Source organism: Nonomuraea composti (genome assembly GCF_012034275.1).
Classification (GTDB): Bacteria; Actinomycetota; Actinomycetes; order Streptosporangiales; family Streptosporangiaceae; genus Nonomuraea; species Nonomuraea composti.
Map to the genome: position 1 here is coordinate 22,586 of NZ_JAATEP010000076.1, position 19,052 is coordinate 41,637.

Annotated in this window: 16 protein-coding genes; 9 read left to right on the top strand and 7 right to left on the bottom strand. The window is 73.0% G+C overall.

Annotated elements, in window-relative coordinates; genetic code table 11:
• The first annotated feature begins 358 nt into the window (after positions 1–358).
• From HCN51_RS52320 to HCN51_RS52335, 4 genes are all read left to right on the top strand, one after another.
• Positions 359–5,200, top strand: a complete 4,842-nt coding sequence (locus HCN51_RS52320) for a GH92 family glycosyl hydrolase (RefSeq protein WP_168020807.1) — start codon at positions 359–361, stop codon at positions 5,198–5,200.
• A 296-nt stretch (positions 5,201–5,496) separates the two neighbouring features.
• Positions 5,497–5,685, top strand: a complete 189-nt coding sequence (locus HCN51_RS52325) for a hypothetical protein (RefSeq protein ID WP_168020809.1) — start codon at positions 5,497–5,499, stop codon at positions 5,683–5,685.
• Between the two features lie 25 nt (positions 5,686–5,710).
• Positions 5,711–6,523: an MBL fold metallo-hydrolase gene (locus HCN51_RS52330; RefSeq protein ID WP_168020811.1), complete on the top strand. Its 813-nt coding sequence runs from the start codon at positions 5,711–5,713 to the stop codon at positions 6,521–6,523.
• Positions 6,524–6,614: 91 nt separating this feature from the next.
• Positions 6,615–7,775: an FAD-dependent monooxygenase gene (locus HCN51_RS52335; RefSeq protein WP_346434126.1), complete on the top strand. Its 1,161-nt coding sequence runs from the start codon at positions 6,615–6,617 to the stop codon at positions 7,773–7,775.
• A 21-nt stretch (positions 7,776–7,796) separates the two neighbouring features.
• Here HCN51_RS52335 and HCN51_RS52340 read toward each other — a convergent pair whose 3' ends face one another.
• Complete coding sequence (locus tag HCN51_RS52340) at positions 7,797–8,984, bottom strand: AI-2E family transporter (RefSeq protein ID WP_206068933.1); 1,188 nt, start codon at positions 8,982–8,984, stop codon at positions 7,797–7,799.
• A gap of 219 nt (positions 8,985–9,203) precedes the next feature.
• On the opposite strand from HCN51_RS52340, the gene HCN51_RS52345 reads away from it, so the two are divergent.
• Positions 9,204–9,842 (top strand): TetR/AcrR family transcriptional regulator, encoded by a 639-nt coding sequence (locus HCN51_RS52345; RefSeq protein ID WP_240974151.1) that lies wholly within the window; start codon positions 9,204–9,206, stop codon positions 9,840–9,842.
• Between the two features lie 38 nt (positions 9,843–9,880).
• On the opposite strand, the gene HCN51_RS52350 is transcribed toward HCN51_RS52345, so the two are convergent.
• The 4 genes from HCN51_RS52350 to HCN51_RS52365 all read right to left on the bottom strand — a co-directional run bounded on the left by HCN51_RS52350 (position 9,881) and on the right by HCN51_RS52365 (position 13,659).
• A complete protein-coding gene (locus tag HCN51_RS52350) occupies positions 9,881–10,108 on the bottom strand; it encodes a hypothetical protein (RefSeq protein WP_080037316.1) in 228 nt (75 codons plus the stop codon).
• 14 nt (positions 10,109–10,122) lie between these two features.
• On the bottom strand, positions 10,123–11,460 hold the full coding sequence (locus tag HCN51_RS52355) for a TRAP transporter large permease subunit (protein ID WP_168020852.1): 1,338 nt from the start codon (positions 11,458–11,460) through the stop codon (positions 10,123–10,125).
• Between the two features lie 70 nt (positions 11,461–11,530).
• On the bottom strand, positions 11,531–12,487 hold the full coding sequence (locus HCN51_RS52360; protein WP_346434127.1) for an HpcH/HpaI aldolase/citrate lyase family protein: 957 nt from the start codon (positions 12,485–12,487) through the stop codon (positions 11,531–11,533).
• The gene (locus tag HCN51_RS52365; protein ID WP_168020854.1) at positions 12,484–13,659 is read right to left on the bottom strand and encodes a CaiB/BaiF CoA transferase family protein; all 1,176 of its coding nucleotides are present in this window, start codon (positions 13,657–13,659) and stop codon (positions 12,484–12,486) included. The genes HCN51_RS52360 and HCN51_RS52365 overlap by 4 nt, the downstream gene beginning before the upstream one ends.
• Positions 13,660–13,727: 68 nt before the next feature.
• Between HCN51_RS52365 and HCN51_RS52370 the strand changes: the two genes are divergently transcribed.
• Positions 13,728–14,381 carry a GntR family transcriptional regulator gene (locus HCN51_RS52370; protein WP_240974152.1) on the top strand — a complete coding sequence of 218 codons (654 nt, stop codon included), beginning with the start codon at positions 13,728–13,730 and terminating at the stop codon, positions 14,379–14,381.
• A gap of 134 nt (positions 14,382–14,515) precedes the next feature.
• Here the strand turns inward: HCN51_RS52370 and HCN51_RS52375 are convergent, their stop codons facing one another.
• Positions 14,516–15,352 (bottom strand): DUF5753 domain-containing protein, encoded by an 837-nt coding sequence (locus tag HCN51_RS52375; RefSeq protein ID WP_168020856.1) that lies wholly within the window; start codon positions 15,350–15,352, stop codon positions 14,516–14,518.
• Positions 15,353–15,593: 241 nt separating this feature from the next.
• On the opposite strand from HCN51_RS52375, the gene HCN51_RS52380 reads away from it, so the two are divergent.
• The gene (locus HCN51_RS52380; RefSeq protein WP_168020871.1) at positions 15,594–16,214 is read left to right on the top strand and encodes a hypothetical protein; all 621 of its coding nucleotides are present in this window, start codon (positions 15,594–15,596) and stop codon (positions 16,212–16,214) included.
• 79 nt (positions 16,215–16,293) lie between these two features.
• Positions 16,294–16,986: an HAD-IA family hydrolase gene (locus tag HCN51_RS52385; RefSeq protein WP_168020873.1), complete on the top strand. Its 693-nt coding sequence runs from the start codon at positions 16,294–16,296 to the stop codon at positions 16,984–16,986.
• Between the two features lie 6 nt (positions 16,987–16,992).
• On the opposite strand, the gene HCN51_RS52390 is transcribed toward HCN51_RS52385, so the two are convergent.
• Positions 16,993–18,195, bottom strand: a complete 1,203-nt coding sequence (locus HCN51_RS52390; protein WP_240974153.1) for an MFS transporter — start codon at positions 18,193–18,195, stop codon at positions 16,993–16,995.
• Between the two features lie 115 nt (positions 18,196–18,310).
• Here HCN51_RS52390 and HCN51_RS52395 point away from each other — a divergent pair, with 115 nt between their 5' ends.
• The gene (locus tag HCN51_RS52395; RefSeq protein WP_168020875.1) at positions 18,311–19,051 is read left to right on the top strand and encodes a GntR family transcriptional regulator; all 741 of its coding nucleotides are present in this window, start codon (positions 18,311–18,313) and stop codon (positions 19,049–19,051) included.
• Position 19,052 lies beyond the last annotated feature (1 nt).

Genomic DNA, 19,052 nt, shown 5'->3' on the forward strand with positions numbered 1-19,052 from the left:
TCGATGCTGGCGATCGCCGAGCCGTCGGCGCTGAGCGCCGCCCTGCGGATGGCGCCCTTGAGGCCGGTGAACGAGCGCGGCGGGCCGGTCGAGCCGGTGGGCGTCCCACGCCCGGACGACGCCGTGAGCGTCGTGGCGGCCCGGTGTAGCGGACGAGCAAGACCTCCTCGGTGTCCCTGGCGGCCTGGGACAGCCCCTCGGCGACCGAGTACCCGCATACCGGAGCGAATCGCCGAAGCGCTCCATGACAGCGCTGTCTTGACATGGCGGCCCCCGTTTGAAACTTTCGTACCAGATCGGGGTTGACAACGTTGTCAGATCAAGTCCTACCGGCGTGCTGACCTGCGGAAAGGTCCCGATGAAGCGATCCGTCCTGACAGCAGTCTTAGCTCCCCTCCTCACCCTCGCCCTGGCGGCGCCCGCCACCGCCGCGCTCACCGCACGGAAAGGTCCTGATCCCATTCCGAACCCAGGCCCTTCGGGCACCCCCTCCCCGGGTCCGTCCTCCAGCCCGCCGCCCGACGCGGCCGCCGCCGAGCCGGCCCCGCCCGCCGCCGAGGCGCGCCGGGCCGCCCGCGACGGCCAGAGCCTGGCCAGGGCGGAAGGCGCCGCGTTCGCCACCTCCTTCGAGGACGGCGACCCGCAGCCGACGTGGACCAACACGGCCGAGAAGTCCAGGAACATCACCGGCGTCCTGCCCGGCGGCATCGAGGGCGGCATCGCCGACAGGATCGCCCAGGTGCGGGCCAGCGGCGAGTACGCGGCCGCGGGCGAGGTGGCGGAGAACCTCGCCGACACCGACGCCACCACCAAGTGGCTGGTGTTCGCCGCCACCGGCTGGGCCCAGTACGACCTGTCCGAGCCCGTCGCGGTCACGCACTACGCGCTGACCTCCGCCGGCGACGCGCCCGAGCGCGACCCGCGCGACTGGGAGCTGCAGGGCTCCCAGGACGGCCGGGAGTGGACCACGCTCGACACCCGCACCGGCGAGACGTTCACCGCCCGCCACCAGCGCAAGGAGTACCGCTTCGCCAACACCATGGCCTACGCCCGCTACCGGCTGGCCGTCACCCGCATCGGCGGCGGCTCCACCCTGCAGCTCGCCGAGTGGGAGCTGTCGGACGGCAGCAGCGGTTCCAGGCCGCCCATCCCCATGCGCACCGAGGTGGGCGCGGGCCCGACGCGCGGGTTCACGTCCAAGCCGCGCGCCGGCTTCACCGGGCTGCGCGCCTTGAGGTACGCGGGCGGCACCACCTCCGCCGGCGGCGGCCGCTCGCTCAACAAGGTGTTCGAGGTGGACGTGCCGGTGACGGCCGGCACGGAGCTGTCGTACCTCGTCTTCCCCGAGCTCACCGCCGGCGACCTGCGCTACCCCAGCACGTACGTGTCGGTGGACCTGGCCTTCGACGACGGCACCTACCTCAGCGACCTGAAGGCCGTGGACCAGCACGGCGTCCGGCTGGCGCCGAAGGAGCAGGGCGAATCCAAGACCCTGTACGCCGACCAGTGGAACTTCAAGCGCGCCGAGCTGGGCAGGGTCGCCAGGGGCAAGCGGATCGTCCGCGTCCTGGTGGCCTACGACAGCCCGGCGGGGATGGCGGGGTTCCGGGGCTGGGTGGACGACATCAGGATCGTCTCGGAGCGCAGGCGGCAGCCGTACGAGGCGCGCCCCGCGCACCACCAGAGCCGCCACCCGTCAGAATATGTGGTGACCACGCGGGGGACGCACTCCACCGGCGGCTTCTCCCGGGGCAACAACTTCCCGGCCACCGCGCTCCCGCACGGCTTCAATTTCTGGACGCCGATGACGAACGCGGGCTCGACGAGCTGGCTGTACGAGTACCACCGCGCCAACAACGCCGCGAACCTGCCGGAGATCCAGGCGTTCACCGCCAGCCATGAGACGAGCCCGTGGATGGGCGACCGGCAGACCTTCCAGTTCATGCCCTCGGCGGCCGAGGGCGTCCCGGACCCGTCGCGCACGGCACGGGCGCTGCCGTTCCGGCACGAGCGCGAGGTGGCGCGCCCGCACCTGTACGCGGTCACGTTCGACAACGGGATCACGACCGAGATCGCCCCGTCGGACCACGCGGCGCTGGCCCGCTTCACCTTCCCCGGCCCCGAGGCGAAGCTGATCTTCGACAACGTCGACAACCGTGGCGGCCTGACGCTCGACGTCGCCGCCGGGGTCGTCACCGGCTACTCCGACGTGCGCAGCGACCTGTCCACGGGCGCCACCCGGATGTTCTTCTACGCCGTCTTCGACCGCCCGGTCACCGGCGGCGGCAAGCTGGCCGGGCAGGGCCGCGACAACGTGCTCGGCTACCTCTCCTTCGACGCGGGCCCCGGCCGTGCGGTGAGCATGCGCATCGCGTCCTCGCTGATCAGCGTCGCGCAGGCGAGGAAGAACCTGGAGCTGGAGATCGCCGCCAGCGACACGCTGGAGTCGGTCAGCGAGCGGGCGCGGCGCGCCTGGGACGCCAAGCTGGGCGTCATCGAGGTCGAGGGCGCGAGCCAGGACCAGCTCGTCACGCTCTACTCCAACCTGTACCGGCTGTTCCTGTATCCGAACTCCGGCTTCGAGAACACCGGCACCGCCGACGCGCCGGTGTACCGGCACGCCGTCCAGTCGGCCACCAGCACCCCGCCCAGCACTCCCACCGAGACGGGCGCGCGGGTGGTGGACGGGAAGGTGTACGTCAACAACGGCTTCTGGGACACCTACCGGACGACGTGGCCCGCGTACGCGCTGCTCACGCCGGGAACGGCGGGCGAGCTGGCGGCCGGGTTCGTGCAGCAGTACCGGGACGGCGGCTGGATCGCGCGCTGGTCGTCGCCGGGGTACGCCGACCTCATGGTGGGCACCAGCTCCGACGTGGCCTTCGCCGACGCCTCCCTGAAGGGCGTGACGGGGTTCGACGCCGAGGCCGCCTACGCCGCCGCGCTCAAGAACGCCACCGTCGTCCCGCCCAGCCAGAACGTCGGCCGCAAGGGCCTGGCCACCTCCGCCTTCCTCGGGTACACGAGCATCCAGTCCACCGGCGAGGCCATGTCGTGGGCGATGGACGGCTCCATCAACGACTTCGGCATCGCGAACCTGGCCAAGGCCCTGGCCGCCCGCGCCACCGGCCCGGCGCGGGCCCGCTACCTGGAGGAGCACGAGTACTTCCGCGACCGGGCGCTGAACTACGTGCACCTGTTCGACCCGGCCGTGGGCTTCTTCCAGGGCAGGAACGCCGACGGGTCGTTCCGCCGCAAACCCGGCGCCTACGACCCCCGGGTGTGGGGGTTCGACTACACCGAGACGAACGGCTGGAACATGGCCTTCCACGTCCCGCACGACGGGCGCGGCCTGGCCAACCTGTACGGCGGCACCGACAAGCTGGCCGGCAAACTCGACGCGTTCTTCGCCGATCAGGAGACGGCCGCCTTCCCCGGCTCGTACGGCGGCCTCATCCACGAGATGCGCGAGGCCAGGGACGTGCGCATGGGCCAGTACGGGCACAGCAACCAGCCCTCCCACCACATCGCCTACATGTACGACTACGCGGGACAGCCGTGGAAGACGCAGGCCAAGGTGCGCGAGGCGCTGTCGCGGCTGTACCTCGGCAGCGAGATCGGCCAGGGCTACCCCGGCGACGAGGACAACGGGGAGATGTCGGCCTGGCAGGTGTTCGGCGCGCTCGGCTTCTACCCGCTGCAGATGGGCAGCCCGTACTACGCGATCGGCTCGCCGCTGTTCGAGAAGGTGACGGTGCGGCTGGAGAACGGCAGGAAGCTCGTCATCAGGGCACCGGGCAACAGCCCGCGCAACGTCTACGTGCAGGGGCTCAAGGTGAATGGGCGGCCGTACGGCAAGACGTACCTGCCGCACGACCTGCTCGCCAAGGGCGGCGAGCTGGTCTTCGAGATGGGGCCGAAGCCGTCGCGGTGGGGCACCGGCGAGGACGCCGCGCCGCCCTCCATCACCCGCGACTCCCGCGTCCCCGCGCCGCTGCGCGACGTCACCGGCCCCGGCCGGGGCACGGCGTCCGGGGCGGGCGGCGCCGACGTGGCCGCGCTGTTCGACGACACCTCGGCCACCCGGGCGGCGCTGCCCGCATGGGTGCGTTACGACCTGCCCGCCGAACGGCGCGTGACCTTCTACACGCTCACGTCGGGCGCGCAGGAAGGCCAGGACCCGGCCGGATGGGTGCTGGAGGGCTCCGCCGACGGCGTGTCGTGGCGGGTGCTCGACGAGCGGGCCGGCGAGAGCTTCGCGTGGCGACTGCAGACGCGGCCGTTCAAGGTGGCGAAGCCGGGCGCGTACGCGCACTACCGGCTCACGTTCACGGGCACCGGCTCGCCGGCGTCACCAGGATCGGCGTCAGCGGGCTCGTCAGCGTCACCGGCGTCGGCGGGGTCCTCGGCGTCACAGGCGTCACCGGCGTCGCTGGCGGAGATCGAGCTGCTCGCGCCCGCCCCGCCGGAGACGTCGCCGCTGGTCCTCGACGCGGCGGGGGTGTTCGCGGCGCCCGGGGAGACCGTGACGGTGCCGGTGACCGTGACCAACCACGCGACCGGCGACGCCGCACGCCGCCCGGCCTCGGGGCAGCTCACGGCGGCCGGGCCGCAGGGCTGGGCCGTCGAGCCGGGCTCCGCCGCGTTCGGGCCGCTCGCGGCGGGCGCGTCGCAGGTGGTGCCGTTCCGGGTGACGGTGCCGGCGACGGCGGCTTCCGGCAGCCATCCCGTACGGCTGGCGGCGGTCTCCGGCCTGGGCACGACGCTCGGGCGGGTGACGGTCACCGTGGTCGGCGACGTCGTGGAGTTCACGCCCGGCACCGCCGCCGAGGAGCCGTGGCTGTTCGACGAGGGCGGCTCGCAGCTCGACGGCGAGGTCCACGACGGGCGCGCCCGCTTCACCGACGGCGACCGCCAGGCGATCTACCGCTTCGAGCTGCCGGCCGGGACGAGCGGCGCCTCGGTGACGCTGGACGTCGGCAACCAGTTCCTCGTCCAGGTCTCCCCCGACAACCGGACCTGGCGGACGGTGCTGCGCGAGGACGCGAACGTCCGCGACCTGTCCAACCGGCAGCCCCGCACCGTCGACCTGGGTGAGGGCCGCACGTTCTATCTGCGCCTCGCGGACAGCCGCCCTGAGGACGGCTGGGGCGCCTGGCTGGCCAGGGTACGCCTGGAGGTGCACCGCCCCACCAGCTGAAACCGCCTCAGGACCCCGCACCGCCTCGCATGCGGCCCGCCTGATCCACTGCGGGCGTGCATGCGAGGCGCCCGATCCGACACGTGCGTGCCTGCGCGCCGCCCGGGGCTCGGAGCGCCCCGGGCGGCGCCTGCCGCCGTCAGGCCAGCCGCTCGCCGGCAGCAGTCCGAGCAGCACCACGATCGCCGTCTTCCTCCGCATGTGCCGAGGTGCGCACGCCACCGCGGGCACGGCGACCACGTCGTTCTCTTCGGCACCCGCGCCCAGGTCACGGCCCGCGCCGCTTGGAGGTACACATGGAGGTGGTGGAGCACGTCCGGCAGGCCGACTGCGTCGATCCCGCGCTGTGGCGGCGCGCGGCCGGGCTGCGGCCCGCCGGCCTGTGCCGCCTGGTCCGCGCCACGGTGTCCCCCCCTGACCCCGGTGCTCCTGCGTCTCCCTTGCGGCCGCTGCCGCCGGTCACTACGGTCGCGGCAGAGCGGTGACGCACCGCGAAGCGGAAGGAACCCCATGCTGGCGCAGGTCGCGGAGGGCGTGCTGGTCCACCAGAGCGCGTTCGTCCAGAGCAACACCGTCGTCGTGCACGGCCGCTCCGGCGTGCTGCTCGTCGACCCCGGCATCCAGGAGCACGAGCTGACCTGCCTGGCGGACGACCTGGCCGGCGCGGGCCAGAGCGTGGCGGCGGGCTTCTCGACGCATCCCGACTGGGATCACCTGCTCTGGCACCCCCGCCTCGGCCCGGCCCCGCGTTACGGCACGGCGAGCTGCGCGGCCACCGTCCGGGATCAGCTCTCCGGCCCGGAGGCGACGGACCGCGTCGCCGAGCACCTGATGGAGACGGAGATCGCGGGGCAGGTCCCGCTGGACCTGCTCGGCCTCGTCACGGCCCTGCCGGCCGGCGCGGCACAGGTGCCGTGGGACGGCCCGCGCGCCCGGATCATCGAGCATCGGGCGCACGCGCCCGGCCACGCGGCGCTGCTCATCGAGGAACGCGGGGTGCTCGTCGCCGGCGACATGTTGTCGGACGTCCTGGTGCCGATGCTCGACCTGAACGGCGCCGCCGACCCGATCGGGGACTACCTCGACGCGCTGCGGCTGCTGGAGGGCGTGGCGGGCGGCGTCGAGGTCGTCGTCCCCGGCCACGGCTCGCCCGGCGGCGCCGACGAGGTGCGCGCGCGGATCGACCGGGACCGCGCGTACGTGCTCGCCCTGCGTGACGGCCGCACCCCCGACGATCCGCGGATCGGCCCGTCGGCCAGGCCCGGCTGGGAGTGGGTGAGCGACGTGCACCAGGGCCAGCTCCAGCGCCTCGCCCGGCATTAGCCGACACGGCGGTGACCCTCCGCCGACACAACACCACCGACTGCTACTCTCCGTTATATATTGCTCACTTTTCGTATAGCGGGGAGCTGTTGTGAAGGTCGCGTGCGTCGGCGGCGGGCCCGCCAGCCTGTACTTCTCGATCCTGATGAAACGGGTGGACCCGGCTCACGACATCACCGTGTACGAGCGCAACCCGGCCGGCTCGACGTACGGCTGGGGCGTGACGTACTGGGACGAGCTGTTCGGCTACCTGCACGACGTCGACCCCGAGTCGGCCCGCGAGATCAGCGCCACCTCGGCCCGCTGGGACAGCTGGGTCGTGCACCTGCACGAGCGGGCCACGGTGACGGTCGGGCACGGCGACAAGGGCTACGGCATCAGCCGGCGGCGGCTGCTCGGCATCCTGTCCGACCGGGCGGAATCCCTCGGCGTGCGGGTCGAGTACGAGCACGAGATCTCCGGCGAGGAGGACGTGGCCGACGCCGACCTCGTCGTGGCCGGCGACGGCGTCAACAGCCGGCTGCGCGAGCGGCACGCCGAGCACTTCGGCTCCGAGATGGCCGTCGGGGCCAACCCGTACGTCTGGCTCGGCACCACCAAGGTCTTCGACTCCTTCACCTTCGCCTTCGTCGAGACCGAGCACGGCTGGATCTGGTGCTACGGCTACCCGTACAGCGAGGAGCACAGCACGTTCATCGTGGAGTGCGCGCCGGACACGTGGCGCGCGCTGGGGCTCGACGTGGCGAACGAGGCCGACGGCCTCGCCCACCTGGAGAAGCTGTTCGCGGAGGTGCTGGACGGGCATCCGCTGATCGGGCGCACGCAGGCGGGCGGCGCCGCGCACTGGCTGCACTTCCGCACGCTGACCAACCGCACCTGGCACCGGGGGAACCTCGTCCTGCTGGGCGACTCGGCGCACACCACCCACTACTCGATCGGCGCCGGCACCGCGCTGGCGCTGGGCGACGCCGCGTACCTGGTGGACGCGCTGCATGCCGACTCGGACCTGGGGGCGGCCCTGACCCGGTACGAGCGCGAGCGCATGGCCGCGATCCGGCCCGCCCAGCGGGCGGCGCGGCGCAGCTCGCGGTGGTACGAGAACGTCCCGCGCTACATCGACCGGCCGCCCAGGGAGATGATCGCGCTGCTCAACTCGCGGCACTCGGCGCTGCTGCCGCACGTGCCGCCGCGCCTGTTCTACCGGACGGGCCAGGTGATGGGGGTACTGTCCGGGCTGTTCCGGCGGGGTTGAGGCGGGCGCCCGGGCGCGCGCTCAGCCGGGCGCGCCCCGCCCGCGCTCGACTTCAGGCTCGGGGACCGGTTCGGGCTCGGGTTCAGGGGCCGGTTCGGGTGGCGGGGCGGCGGCCTGCTGGCTGGTGGGCACGGGCTCGACCAGGTCCTGCCGGGTGACGAACGTGTCGATCATCGACAGCAGCATGGCCACCACCGGCACGGCCAGCAGCGCGCCCACCGCCCCGAACAGCGACGCCCCCAGGATCACCGCCGCGAACGCCACCCCGGGATGCATGTCCACCGACCTGCCGCTGATCCGGGGCTCCAGCGTCAGGTTCTCCACCTGCTGGTACAGCACGCCCCAGCCGAGCGCGACGAGCCCGATCCACGGCCGCGGCGAGACCAGGCCGACCACTACGGGCAGCACGACGGAGATGTAGGTGCCGATGGTGGGCACGAACTGCGCGATCAGCCCGGTCCACAGGCCGAGCGCGAGCCAGGACGGCATGCCGATCACCAGGAACACCACGGCCGAGGCGGTGGCGTTGACGGCGGCCAGGATGAGCCGGGCCCAGACGTACCCGCCGGTCTTGACGAGGGAGACGTCCCAGACGGTGAGGAAGACGCGCTGGACGTTCGCGGGCAGGAGCCGGGCGAGCCACAGCCGCAGCCGGGGGCCGTCGGCGGACAGGTAGAAGATCAGCAGGAGCAGCGTGAACAGGTTGACGATCGCGCCGGTGAGGGTGCCGAGCACGCCGAGGACGTTGCCGAGCACGTCCTGGGCATACTGGGCGGCTTGCTGCGGGGTGAGGTTGAGCGAGGTGAGGATGTCGCCGACGTGGTAGTTGGTCCCGAACTGCCCGTTCACCCAGGCGACGGCTCCGGTGAGGATGTCGGGCAGCTCCCGCACCAGGATGGCGACCTGCTCCGCCAGCAGGCTCCCGAACAGGAACAGGAAGATCCCCGAGACGATCAGGAACGCCGCCATCACCAGCAGCGCCGCCGCGCCGCGCCGCATGTGCCTGGCTAACCGGCCGACGGCGGGCTCCATGGCCAGCGAGACGAACCAGGCCATCACCACCACGACGATCAGCCCGCCCGCGTCGGCCAGCACGAACCGCGCGAAGAGCACCACGGCGACGACCGCGACGACGGCGAAGCCCACCCGCCAGATGTTCGCGGGCGAGAGCAGCACCCGCACGGTGCGCTGCCCTTCCTGCTGCGTCATGTCCCCTCCCTGGGGCTCACGGGGCCGCCTCCCGCGAGCGTGATCGGCGGCAGGGCGCGTGACCCTGCGCAGCGTACGCGGCGGACCGGTCGATTGCCCAGCGACGGCACGTCCGAAACCGCAGGAGGGATCGGGCCGTGAGGAAGTCGTCGATCATGGAGGGGAGCCATTCGGCGCGGTACTATAGAACGGAACCCTACGTTCCCTTACACTGGGAGGATGAGCAGCGCACCCATGAGCGGCCGCAAGGCACAGGCCGCACGCAACGACGAGCTGATCCTCCAGGCGGCGCGGGCCGTCTTCACCGCCGAGCCCGGCGCCCCCATCGCGGCCGTGGCCGAGAAGGCGGGCGTCGGGATCAGCGCGCTCTACCGCCGCTACCCCAGCAAGGAGGCGCTGCTGCAGAAGCTGTGCGGTGACGGGCTGCGGCTCTACATCGAGGTCAGCGAGCGGTCGCTGGCCGACGACGGCGACCCGTGGGAGGCGTTCGCGAGCTACCTGCGCGGCATCGTGGACGCCGACTCCAGCTCGCTGACGATCAAGCTGGCGGGCACGTTCACGCCGACGGAGGAGCTGGGCAAGCTCGCGGCCAGGGCCTCGTCCCTGGCCACCGAGGTGCACGCGCGGGCGGTCGCGGCGGGCGTGCTGCGGCCCGACGTGACGACGGCCGACATCGCGCTGCTGTTCGAGCAGCTCGCCTCGATCAAGCTGGGCGACGAGGAACGGGTCGCGCAGCTCCGCCACCGCTATCTGACGCTGATGATGGACGCCCTGCGCGTCCCCCCGGCCCGCCGTGACCTGCCCGGCCCCGAGCCGCGCGACGAGGAGCTCGCCGCCCGCTGGCGACCGCGCGGGTGAAGGCGGGCGGGCGGCCGGAGACGCACGAGCAGGCGCGGTCAGTCCTCGCCGGTCTTCCAGTGGAACAGGTACGACATCACGAAGCCGAGCAGCCCGGTCACCCCGGCCGACACGGTCATCGCCAGGCCGAGCGCCGACACCGCGCCCGAGACCAGGCCGGGGCTGCCCGCGACGAGCCCGGCCGCCTGCACCAGCACGACGGCGACGCCGAGCGCGAGGAACAGCACCAGGCCGATCTTGAACAGGACCATGATGAGGCTCTTCATGAGGGGGTCTCCTCTCAGATCGGCAGCACGCCGGTCGCGACCAGCACGCCGATGACCAGGGTCGGGATGACGAACCACAGGATCAGCCGGCCGAACGTCCTGGCCGGGTCCACCTGGGCGATGCCGCTGGCGATGTAGATCGGGGCCGCTCCCGGCGGCGACGCCCCCTCGGTCGAGGCGAAGATCATGATGGCGGTGGCGGCGGCCGCCGGGGCGACCCCGGCCGCGGTCAGCGCGCTGAAGGCCACCCCGCCGACGGCGGCGATCGTCGCGGTGCCGGTCAACGGCGCGGCGATGATCACCAGCAGCAGGCCGACGATGGTGGCGATGACGACGGCGGGCGCGTCCAGCCCTCGCAGGATCGCGGTGAGCTGGTCCACCAGGCCCAGCTCGCCCAGGCTGGCCGCGGCGGCGAAGGCGAAGAACAAGGTCGCGCCGATGACGGCGTACCTGGGGGCCATCTCGCCGAGCAGCTCGCTCCAGGCGCGGCCGGTGCGCGGCAGCCGCTTCCACGCCACGGCGAACGTGGCCAGCACGGTCAGCACGGGGATCCACACGATGATGCTGATGTCGCCGGCCGCCTCGCCGACCCGCGACTCCATCAGCGCCACCCCGAAGTCCAGCGTCATCAGCACCGGGACGAGGATGCCCGCGTACACCAGCAGCGACGTCCACCCGGCCCGCAGCGCCGCGCGCAGCGGCACGAGGTCGGCCGCGTCGGTGGCGGCGATGCCGTGCCGGCGCACCCACAGGAACACCACGACGAACCGGTAGGCCACCGTCCACAACCCGCCGATGAGGGCGGGCACGAAGAGCTGGTCGGCGGTCAGCACGGGCGCCACGGCGGCCGAGCCGAGCAGCAGGAACATCGACGAGCTGGGCGGGATCGAGATGCCCAGGCCGGCGTTGCCCGCCACCAGCGAGGCGGCCAGGTCGGGCCGCCAGTTCGAGCGGATCATCCACGGGATGGTGACGGAGCCGACGGACGCGGAGATGCCGGAGCCCGACCCGGAGGGGCCGCCGAGCAGCGCGGCGGCGGAGGTCGAGACGTACCCGGCGCCGCCGCGCAGCCGGCCGAAGATCGAGTTCAGTACGGTGACCTGCTCCTGGATCAGCCCCAGCCTGGTGAGCAGGTAGCCCATGAAGACGAACGCCAGGGCGGCGAAGACGACCTCCTCCGCCATGGCGTCGGCGATGCCCGCCCACGCCAGCTCGAAGAAGCTCGTGCCGCCGAAGAGGCACACTCCGGCGAAACCGATGAGCATCGCCTCACCGATGTTGCGTTTCAGCACGCCGTTCCAGACGACGATGATGGCGATGTAGGCGATGAGCGCCCATACGGCGATTCCCATGGCGAAGTGGCCTCCAATGGGGGGTTGTGCTGGGGGTGTGCGGCTTGGCCCCGGCGGAGCCGGGTACGGGTCAGGGCGGGTCGGCGGAACCGGGCGTCGACGGGGGCGGCGGGCCGGCGGAACCGGGTGCGGGCCGAGGCGGCGGGTCGGCGAGGCGGCGGGCCAGCTCCACCGTGCGGCGGGCCCTGGCCACGATGGGGGCGTCCACGAACCGGCCGTCGGGCAGCGCGACCGCGCCGACGCCCGCCCGCTCGGCCCGCTCGGCCGCCGCGACGACCTCGGCGGCCCGGGCGGCCTCCTCCTCGGTCGGCCGGAAGGCGCGCCTGATGACGGGGATCTGGCGCGGGTGGATCGCGGTCCGGCCGAACAGCCCGATCGCGCGCCCGGCCAGGCACGAGGCCAGCAGCCCCGCCTCGTCCTTGACGTCGGGGTAGACGGACATGGGCACCGGCGGCAGCCCGGCCGCGGCGGCGGCGAGGACGACCTGGAGCCTGAGGTGGTTCATGGCCTGCTCATCGGTGATGGCCAGCTCGGCCGCGAGGTCCTGCTCGCCAAGCGCCACCCCGGCCACGCGCGGGTGCGCGGCGATCTGCCGGGCCGAGACGATCCCCGCCGCGGACTCCAGCAGCGCGTACGCGGGCGCGCCGGTGAGCGCGTCGAGCACGGCCGCCGACTCGACCTTCGGCAGCCGTACGGCGTCGGCGAGCTCCCCGACGGCGGCCAGGTCGTCCCGCCCGCACCCGGTGGCCGGGTCGTTGACCCGCACGTGCACCTGAGGGCCCGGGGCGTCGGCCCGCACGTGCGTCTGAGGACCAAGGGTGGCTCGGCGGTCGCGCAGGTAGGCGACCGCGTTCTCCCTGGCCGCGTCCTTCCTGGCGGGCGCGACCGCGTCCTCCAGGTCGATGATGACCACGTCGGCGCCGGACGCCACGGCCTTGGCGAACCGCTCGGGCCGGTCCCCGGGCACGTACAGCCAGGTCACGGGCAGCCAGGTCACGGGGGGCGGGGTCACGGGGGGCGGGGTCACGCGATCACCCCGTCCGCGCGCAGGGCGGCGATCCGCTCGGCGGGGTAGTCGAGCTCGGCGAGCACGTCGTCGGTGTCGCGGCCGAGGGGGCGGCCCGTCCAGCGGATCCCGCCGGGCGTCTCGGACAGGCGGAACAGGACGTTCTGCATGGTGAGCGTGCCGAACTCGTCGTCCGGCACCTCCACGAACGTGTTCAGCGCCGCGTACTGCGGGTCCTCGGCGATGTCGGTGACGTCGTAGATGGGCGCGACGGCGGCCTGCACCTCCTCGAACCTGGCGATGACCTCGTCGGCGTCGCGTTCGGCGATCCAGGAGGCGACGGCCTCGTCCAGCTCGTCCACGTGCTGCACGCGGCCGTGCCCGCTGGCGAACCACGGCTGCTCGACGAGGTCGGGCCGCCCGACGAGGGTGACGACGCGCTCGGCGATGGGCTGGGCGCTGGTGGAGATGGCCAGCCAGCGGCCGTCGCGGGTGCGGTAGGTGTTGCGCGGCGCGTTGCTGCTGGAGCGGTTGCCGGTGCGCTGCTGGACGATGCCGAGGGCCTTGTAGCCGCTCATCTGCGGCCCGAGCAGGCCGATGATGGGCTCGATGATCGCCATGTCGATGACCTGGCCGCGTCCGGTCCGCTCGCGGGCGTGCAGGGCGACCATGATCGCATACGACATGGCCAGGCCCGCGATGCCGTCGGCCAGGGCGAGCGGCGGCAGCGTGGGCGGCCCGTCGGGCTGCCCGGTCATGGCGGCGAACCCGCTCATGGCCTCGGCCAGGGTGCCGAAGCCGGGCCGCTTGGCCATCGGCCCGAACTGCCCGAAGCCGGTCATCCTGGCCACGATCAGGCGGGGGTTGAGCTTCAGGAGGTCCCGCGGGTCGAGGTTCCAGCGTTCGAGGGTGCCGGGGCGGAAGTTCTCGATCAGCACGTCGGACCGCTCGGCCAGGCGGCGCAGGATCTCCTGCCCCTCGGCGTGCGACAGGTCCACGGCGGCGGCGCGCTTGTTGCGCGACAGTGTCTTCCACCACAGGCCGGCGGCGCCGTGCCCGCGCGAGGGGTCGCCCCGGCGGGGGTGCTCGATCTTGATCACGTCGGCGCCGAAGTCGCCCAGCATCATGGCGGCGGAGGGACCGGCGAACAGCGTCGCCGCGTCGATGACCTTGAGGTCCTCGAGGCTCGTCATAAGTGTGTAACTTATAAGAAATATGTCATAGGTCAAGGACGAGCCCGTTCTGCGAGACACTGGAGCACATGTCATCCACCGAGCCCCGGCCGCCCATGAGCAAGGCCGACTACGTCTACAGCGTGCTGCTGGAGGAGATCCGCACCGGCCGGATCCCCGGAGGGACGGCGCTGCGGGCCGGGGAGGTGGCCAAGCGCCTGGGGGTGTCGGTCACGCCCGTGCGCGAGGCGCTGCGCAGGCTGGAGAAGGACCGGCTGATCAGCTACGAGGCCCACCACGGCGCGACCGTGGTGGACCTGGGCGACGAGGCGCTGGCCGAGTACTACGGGGTGCGCGCGGTCGTCGAGGGGCTGGGGGCACGGCTGGCGGCGGCCCGCATCACCGCGTCCGAGCTGGCCGAGCTGCGCGAGCTGCACGCCTCGATGGCCGACGACGCCGCGCGGGGCAGGCACGACCGGCTCGGCGAGCAGAGCAGGCGCTTCCACCTGCGCATCGTCGACATCGGCGGCCCGGCCTTCCTGGGCGCGCACGCCAGGTCGGTGCGCAACAGCTTCCCCGTGCCCGCCGAGGCGTCACTGTGGCTCGACGAGACGCAGGTCAAGGCCCAGCTGGAGGCGCACGAGGGCATCCTTTCCGCCCTGGAGTCAGGCGACGCCGACACGGCCGAACGCATCATGATCGACCACGTGCGCCGCGCCGGCGAGTTCCGCCAGCAACACTGACGGGGCGGGTCAGCAGGCCAACGTGACCCATCGGCGACACTGAAGGCGACGCTGAAGGCGACACTGACGGGGGCGGGGTCACCAGGGCAGGGCGGCCCGCCGGCGACACCGACGGCGGCGCCGACGGGGGCGCCTCAGCAGGGCAGGGTGGTGCGGATTTCGTTCAGCACGTCGGGGGTGGACTCCACCGGCAGCGCCGACAACGACAGCCGCGCGAACGCCTGCTGGTGCTCCTCGACCCGCCGCCGGTCCTCGATGACGACCGGCGCGTGCAGCAGGTGCAGCACCAGCGCGTCGGGCCGGTCCCGCTCGGGGAAGCGCAGCAGCGTGAACGGCGGCCCCTGGTAGAGGTAGCCGCTCTCGCTGACCGGCCGGGCCACCTGCACGGCCAGATGCGGCTGCCTGGCCGCCTTGGCGAGCGCGTCGAGCTGGGCGAGCCGGTCCTCCGGCCGTCCCAGCGGCGGGTCGGTCAGCGCCGCCCGGTCGAGCACCGCCCACAGGTGCGGCCCCTGGTGCCGGTCGAGCACCCGCTGCCGCACCACCACCAGCTCGGCGGCGCCCGCGGCCTGCTCGTACGTGGCCCCGGCGGGCAGCGCGGCCAGCGCGGCCGACAGGGCGTAGGCCGAGGTCTGCAGCAGCGCCGGGATCTGCAACGGGCAGTAGGTGTAGATGATCTGCGCCTGGTCCTCCATCTCCAGGAACGCCGACAGCGCCAGCGGCACGCCGGGAGCGTCGTACCAACCCGGCACCCGCTCCTCCCGCAGCAGCGACAGCAGCCGGGCCGTGTGCTCGCCCTGCCCGTACAGCTCCAGCAGGGTGCGCACGGTGGCCTCGCGCGGCGCCACGAGCCCGTGCTCGATGCGGAAGATCGTGGAGGTGTTGAGCCCCGCGGCGTCGGCCGCGGACTTCATCGACAGCCTGGCCGCGGCGCGCAGAGCGGAGAGCCGGGCCGCGACAACGCTTAACTGCATACGTCTGTCACAACCATCGATGACAAATATCAGCGTTTACACCTGGTCTATTGAAACCGAGTGACGGGTGTTGCACGATGGCCACTCTAGTGGTCAGACACGTCATGCATACGCCAATCCGAAAGGCAGAGAAACTGTGGCGGACGCGTGGATACTCCATCCCGACTACCGGACCCCTCCGGCCCCCACAGACCTCGGCCTCACCCCCGGCCCATGGCGGCACCCCGACGGGGGCCAGATCATGAACGGCACCTACGAGCGTCCCCTGCCCAGGCGCAGGGTCGAGGTCGTGACCGTCTGGTACGGCTACGCGCTGAGCCACTGGCGCGGCCCGCGCATGCCCCGCTTCAGCAGCCCCATGGTGTCGGCCTGGAACCCGGTGCTGGCGCAGGGCCTGGCCGTCGATCCGCACGCCCCGGCGCCCTACCGCGACGAGCTGTGGTGCGACCGGTGGATCGCCGAGGCGCTGCTGTACGGCCGCAAGCCGTACGGCGCGTTCACGCTGCCCGCCGACGAGGTGATGCGCTGGTTCGCCAAGAGCGGCGGCACGAACCTCGTCTACCGGGCGCAACTGGACGGCGAGCTGGTGCGGGTGGTGGCGGGCACGTCGGAGCGGTACGGGCAGCTGTTCGACCTCGACGCGCTGATCGCCGACTACCGCGAGGCGCTGCCGAAGGACCTGGCCGAGCGTGAGGCGCAGGCGCTCGAGGCGCACCGCTCCCGCTCCCCCGCGCTCGACTACGTGCTCACCGAGAACGCCGAGGCGCTGTTCGCGCAGGCCGCCCTGTCGGTGCGCGGCCTGACGCTCGGCTACCCGCCCCGGGAGACGGCGGCCCGCATCGGCGCGGAAGCCGCCCCGTGAACCGGATCGGCGGCCCGCATCGGCGCGGAAGCCGCCCCGTGAACCGGATCGGCGGCCCGCAGCGGCGCGGGGCCACCCCGTGACCCGGATCAAGGCCATCCTGTTCGACCTCGACGGCACCCTGTTCGACCATCGCGGCGCGGCCGACGCCGCCGTCACGGCCTGGGTGGCGCGGCGGTTCCCCGGCCATCCGCGGCTCGGCGAGGCGGCGGCGATCTGGGCCGCGCTGGAGGCCCCGTACCTGGCGATGTGGCAGGAGGGGCGGTGCTCGGTGCAGGAGCAGCGGCGGCTGCGGCTGGCCGCGCTGTGCGACGAGCTGGCCCTGCCCGTGCCGGGCGACCTCGACGCCGCCTACGACGCCTTCGCCGCCCTGTACCGGGAGCACTGGGCGGCGTTCCCCGACGCGGCCGGGGCGCTGGCCGAGCTGGGCGGATACACGATCGGGGTGCTGACCAACGGCACGCTGCCGATGCAGGAGGCGAAGGTCCGCGCGATCGGGCTGGCCGGGCTGGTGGGGCCGGTGCTGACGGGCGAGGTCCTGGGCGGCCACTTCAAACCGGCCCCCGCCTGCTACACCGGCGCCGCCGCCGCGCTGGGCCTGCCGCCGCACGAGGTGCTGCTGGTCGGCGACGACCTCGACAACGACGTGACCGGGCCCGCCGTCACGGGGATGCGCTCGATCTGGCTGGACCGCCTCACCGCCGGGCCGCCGCCCGACGGATTCCCCCGCATCACGTCGCTGGCGGAGCTGCCGCCGCTCGTCGCACGCTGACCGCCATCACGGCGCTGGCGGAGCTGCCGCCGCTCGTCGCGCGCTGACCACCATCACGGCGAGCGCGGCCAGGACGAGGGCGGCGCCGACGTACAGCGGCGCGGTGTAGCCGAGGCCGGCGCTGATGGCCAGCCCGCCGAGCCAGGCGCCGAGGGCGTTGCCCACGTTGGAGGCCGACACGTTGGCGCTGGCGGCCAGCGGCACACCGTTCGCGTGGTCGGTCACGCGGGTGATCATGCCGGGCACGCTCGCGAACCCGAACAGGCCGAGCAGGAAGACCAGTACCACCGACGCGACCGGGCTCGCCGCCAGCGCCCCGAATGCCAGCAGCGTCAGCGCCAGACCCGCCAAAGAGACGATCAGCGTGCGGTCCCGGTCGAGGTCCGCCGCCCGCCCGCCGGCCAGGTTCCCGATCACCAGGCCGGCGCCGTACACGACGAGCAGCCAGGCCACGTCGGCGCCGGAGAAGCCGGTGACGCGGGTGAAGGTGTAGGCGATGTAGCTGAACGCCCCGAACATGCCGCCGTATCCGAGCGCGGTCGCCGCCAGCGTCAGCCAGACCTGCCAGGAGCGGAACGCGTGCCCCTGGGCCCGCAGCCCGCCCAGCCCGGAGCCCGCCGACGGATGCGCCCGATCGACCGCGCCGGCCCAGCCCGGCACCAGGGCCGCGATGGCGGCCAGCGCGAGCACGCCGATCACGGTGATCGCCCAGAACGTCGCCCGCCAGCCCCAGCGCTCCCCCACCAGGGCGCCGAACGGCACGCCGAGCACGTTCGCGAGCGTCAGCCCCGCGAACATCACCGCCACCGCTCCGGACGCCCGCTCCGGCGCCACCATGCTGCGCGCGACCAGCGAGCCGATGCCGAAGAACGAGCCGTGACACAGGGCCGCGACGACCCGCCCGAGCAGCGCCATCGGGTAGCCGGTCGCGACGGCGGACAGCAGGTTGCCCGCCACGAACAATGCCACCAGGCCGAGGAGGACCGGCTTGCGCGGCAACCCGCCGGTGGCGGCGGTCAGCACGATCGCGCCGACGGCGACGCTCAGCGCGTACCCGGAGATCAGCCGGCCCGCCGCCGCCTCCGACACCCTCAGGTCCTGGCTCACCTGCGGGAGCAGCCCGGCGATGACGAACTCGGTCAGGCCGATCCCGAAGCTGCCGAGGGTCAGCGCGATGAGCCCGGCGGGCAGTCGTGCGCGGTTGGTCATCCGGACATCATCCACGGACCCGCGCGGGCGCGTACGCGGGGGTCCGTTCGGCACGAACCCGTCCCGAATGACGCTCGTTTGTCTGGACATTCTGACCTGGGTTAAGCTGATCAGCATGACCGCGAACCTGGCCATCGACCTGGACCGGTCCAGTCCCGTGCCGCTCTACTTCCAGGTGGCCGAGCAGATCGCGGAGGCGATCCGCCGCGGCGACCTGGCCCCCGGCTCGCGGCTGGACAACGAGATCCTGCTGGCCGACAAGCTGGGCCTGTCGCGGCCCACGATCCGCCAGGCCATCCAGTACCTCGTGGACAAGGGCCTGCTGGTGCGCAAGCGCGGCGTCGGCACGCAGGTCGTGCACGGGCAGGTCAAGCGCTCGGTGGAGCTGACGAGCCTCTACGACGACCTGCGCAGGTCGGGCCAGGAGCCGGCCACGCAGGTGCTGGCGCTGGAGCCGCGCCCGGTGGAGGAGGAGATCGCCGCCATCCTGGGCGTGGAGCCGGGCTCGCAGATCCTCTACCTGGAGCGCGTCCGCTTCGCGGCCGGGGAGCCGCTGGCGGTCCTGCACAACTGGCTCCCGCTGGGGCTGGCCCAGCTCACGGCCGCCGACCTGGAGGGCCGGGGCCTGTACGAGCTGCTGCGGGGCGCCGGGGTCCGCATGCGCGTGGCCAACCAGCGCATCGGCGCCAGGGCCGCCACCCAGGCCGAGGCCCGGCTGCTGGAGGAGCGGCGGGGGGCGCCGCTGCTGACGATGATCCGCACCACCTACGACGACCAGGGGCGGGCCGTCGAGCACGGCTCCCACGTCTACCGGGCCTCGCACTACTCCCTGGAGGTCACGCTCATCGAGCGCTGAG

What these genes read in the sequence shown, in the direction of transcription:
- HCN51_RS52390 (WP_240974153.1), bottom strand. Translation starts at nt 18,195, where the DNA reads ATGACCAACCGCGCACGACTGCCCGCCGGGCTCATCGCGCTGACCCTC.
- HCN51_RS52355 (WP_168020852.1), bottom strand. Translation starts at nt 11,460, where the DNA reads ATGGGAATCGCCGTATGGGCGCTCATCGCCTACATCGCCATCATCGTC.
- HCN51_RS52340 (WP_206068933.1), bottom strand. Translation starts at nt 8,984, where the DNA reads ATGACGCAGCAGGAAGGGCAGCGCACCGTGCGGGTGCTGCTCTCGCCC.
- HCN51_RS52370 (WP_240974152.1), top strand. Translation starts at nt 13,728, where the DNA reads ATGTCATCCACCGAGCCCCGGCCGCCCATGAGCAAGGCCGACTACGTC.
- HCN51_RS52350 (WP_080037316.1), bottom strand. Translation starts at nt 10,108, where the DNA reads ATGAAGAGCCTCATCATGGTCCTGTTCAAGATCGGCCTGGTGCTGTTC.
- HCN51_RS52395 (WP_168020875.1), top strand. Translation starts at nt 18,311, where the DNA reads ATGACCGCGAACCTGGCCATCGACCTGGACCGGTCCAGTCCCGTGCCG.
- HCN51_RS52330 (WP_168020811.1), top strand. Translation starts at nt 5,711, where the DNA reads ATGCTGGCGCAGGTCGCGGAGGGCGTGCTGGTCCACCAGAGCGCGTTC.
- HCN51_RS52345 (WP_240974151.1), top strand. Translation starts at nt 9,204, where the DNA reads ATGAGCAGCGCACCCATGAGCGGCCGCAAGGCACAGGCCGCACGCAAC.
- HCN51_RS52320 (WP_168020807.1), top strand. Translation starts at nt 359, where the DNA reads ATGAAGCGATCCGTCCTGACAGCAGTCTTAGCTCCCCTCCTCACCCTC.
- HCN51_RS52380 (WP_168020871.1), top strand. Translation starts at nt 15,594, where the DNA reads ATGAACGGCACCTACGAGCGTCCCCTGCCCAGGCGCAGGGTCGAGGTC.
- HCN51_RS52375 (WP_168020856.1), bottom strand. Translation starts at nt 15,352, where the DNA reads ATGCAGTTAAGCGTTGTCGCGGCCCGGCTCTCCGCTCTGCGCGCCGCG.
- HCN51_RS52365 (WP_168020854.1), bottom strand. Translation starts at nt 13,659, where the DNA reads ATGACGAGCCTCGAGGACCTCAAGGTCATCGACGCGGCGACGCTGTTC.
- HCN51_RS52325 (WP_168020809.1), top strand. Translation starts at nt 5,497, where the DNA reads ATGGAGGTGGTGGAGCACGTCCGGCAGGCCGACTGCGTCGATCCCGCG.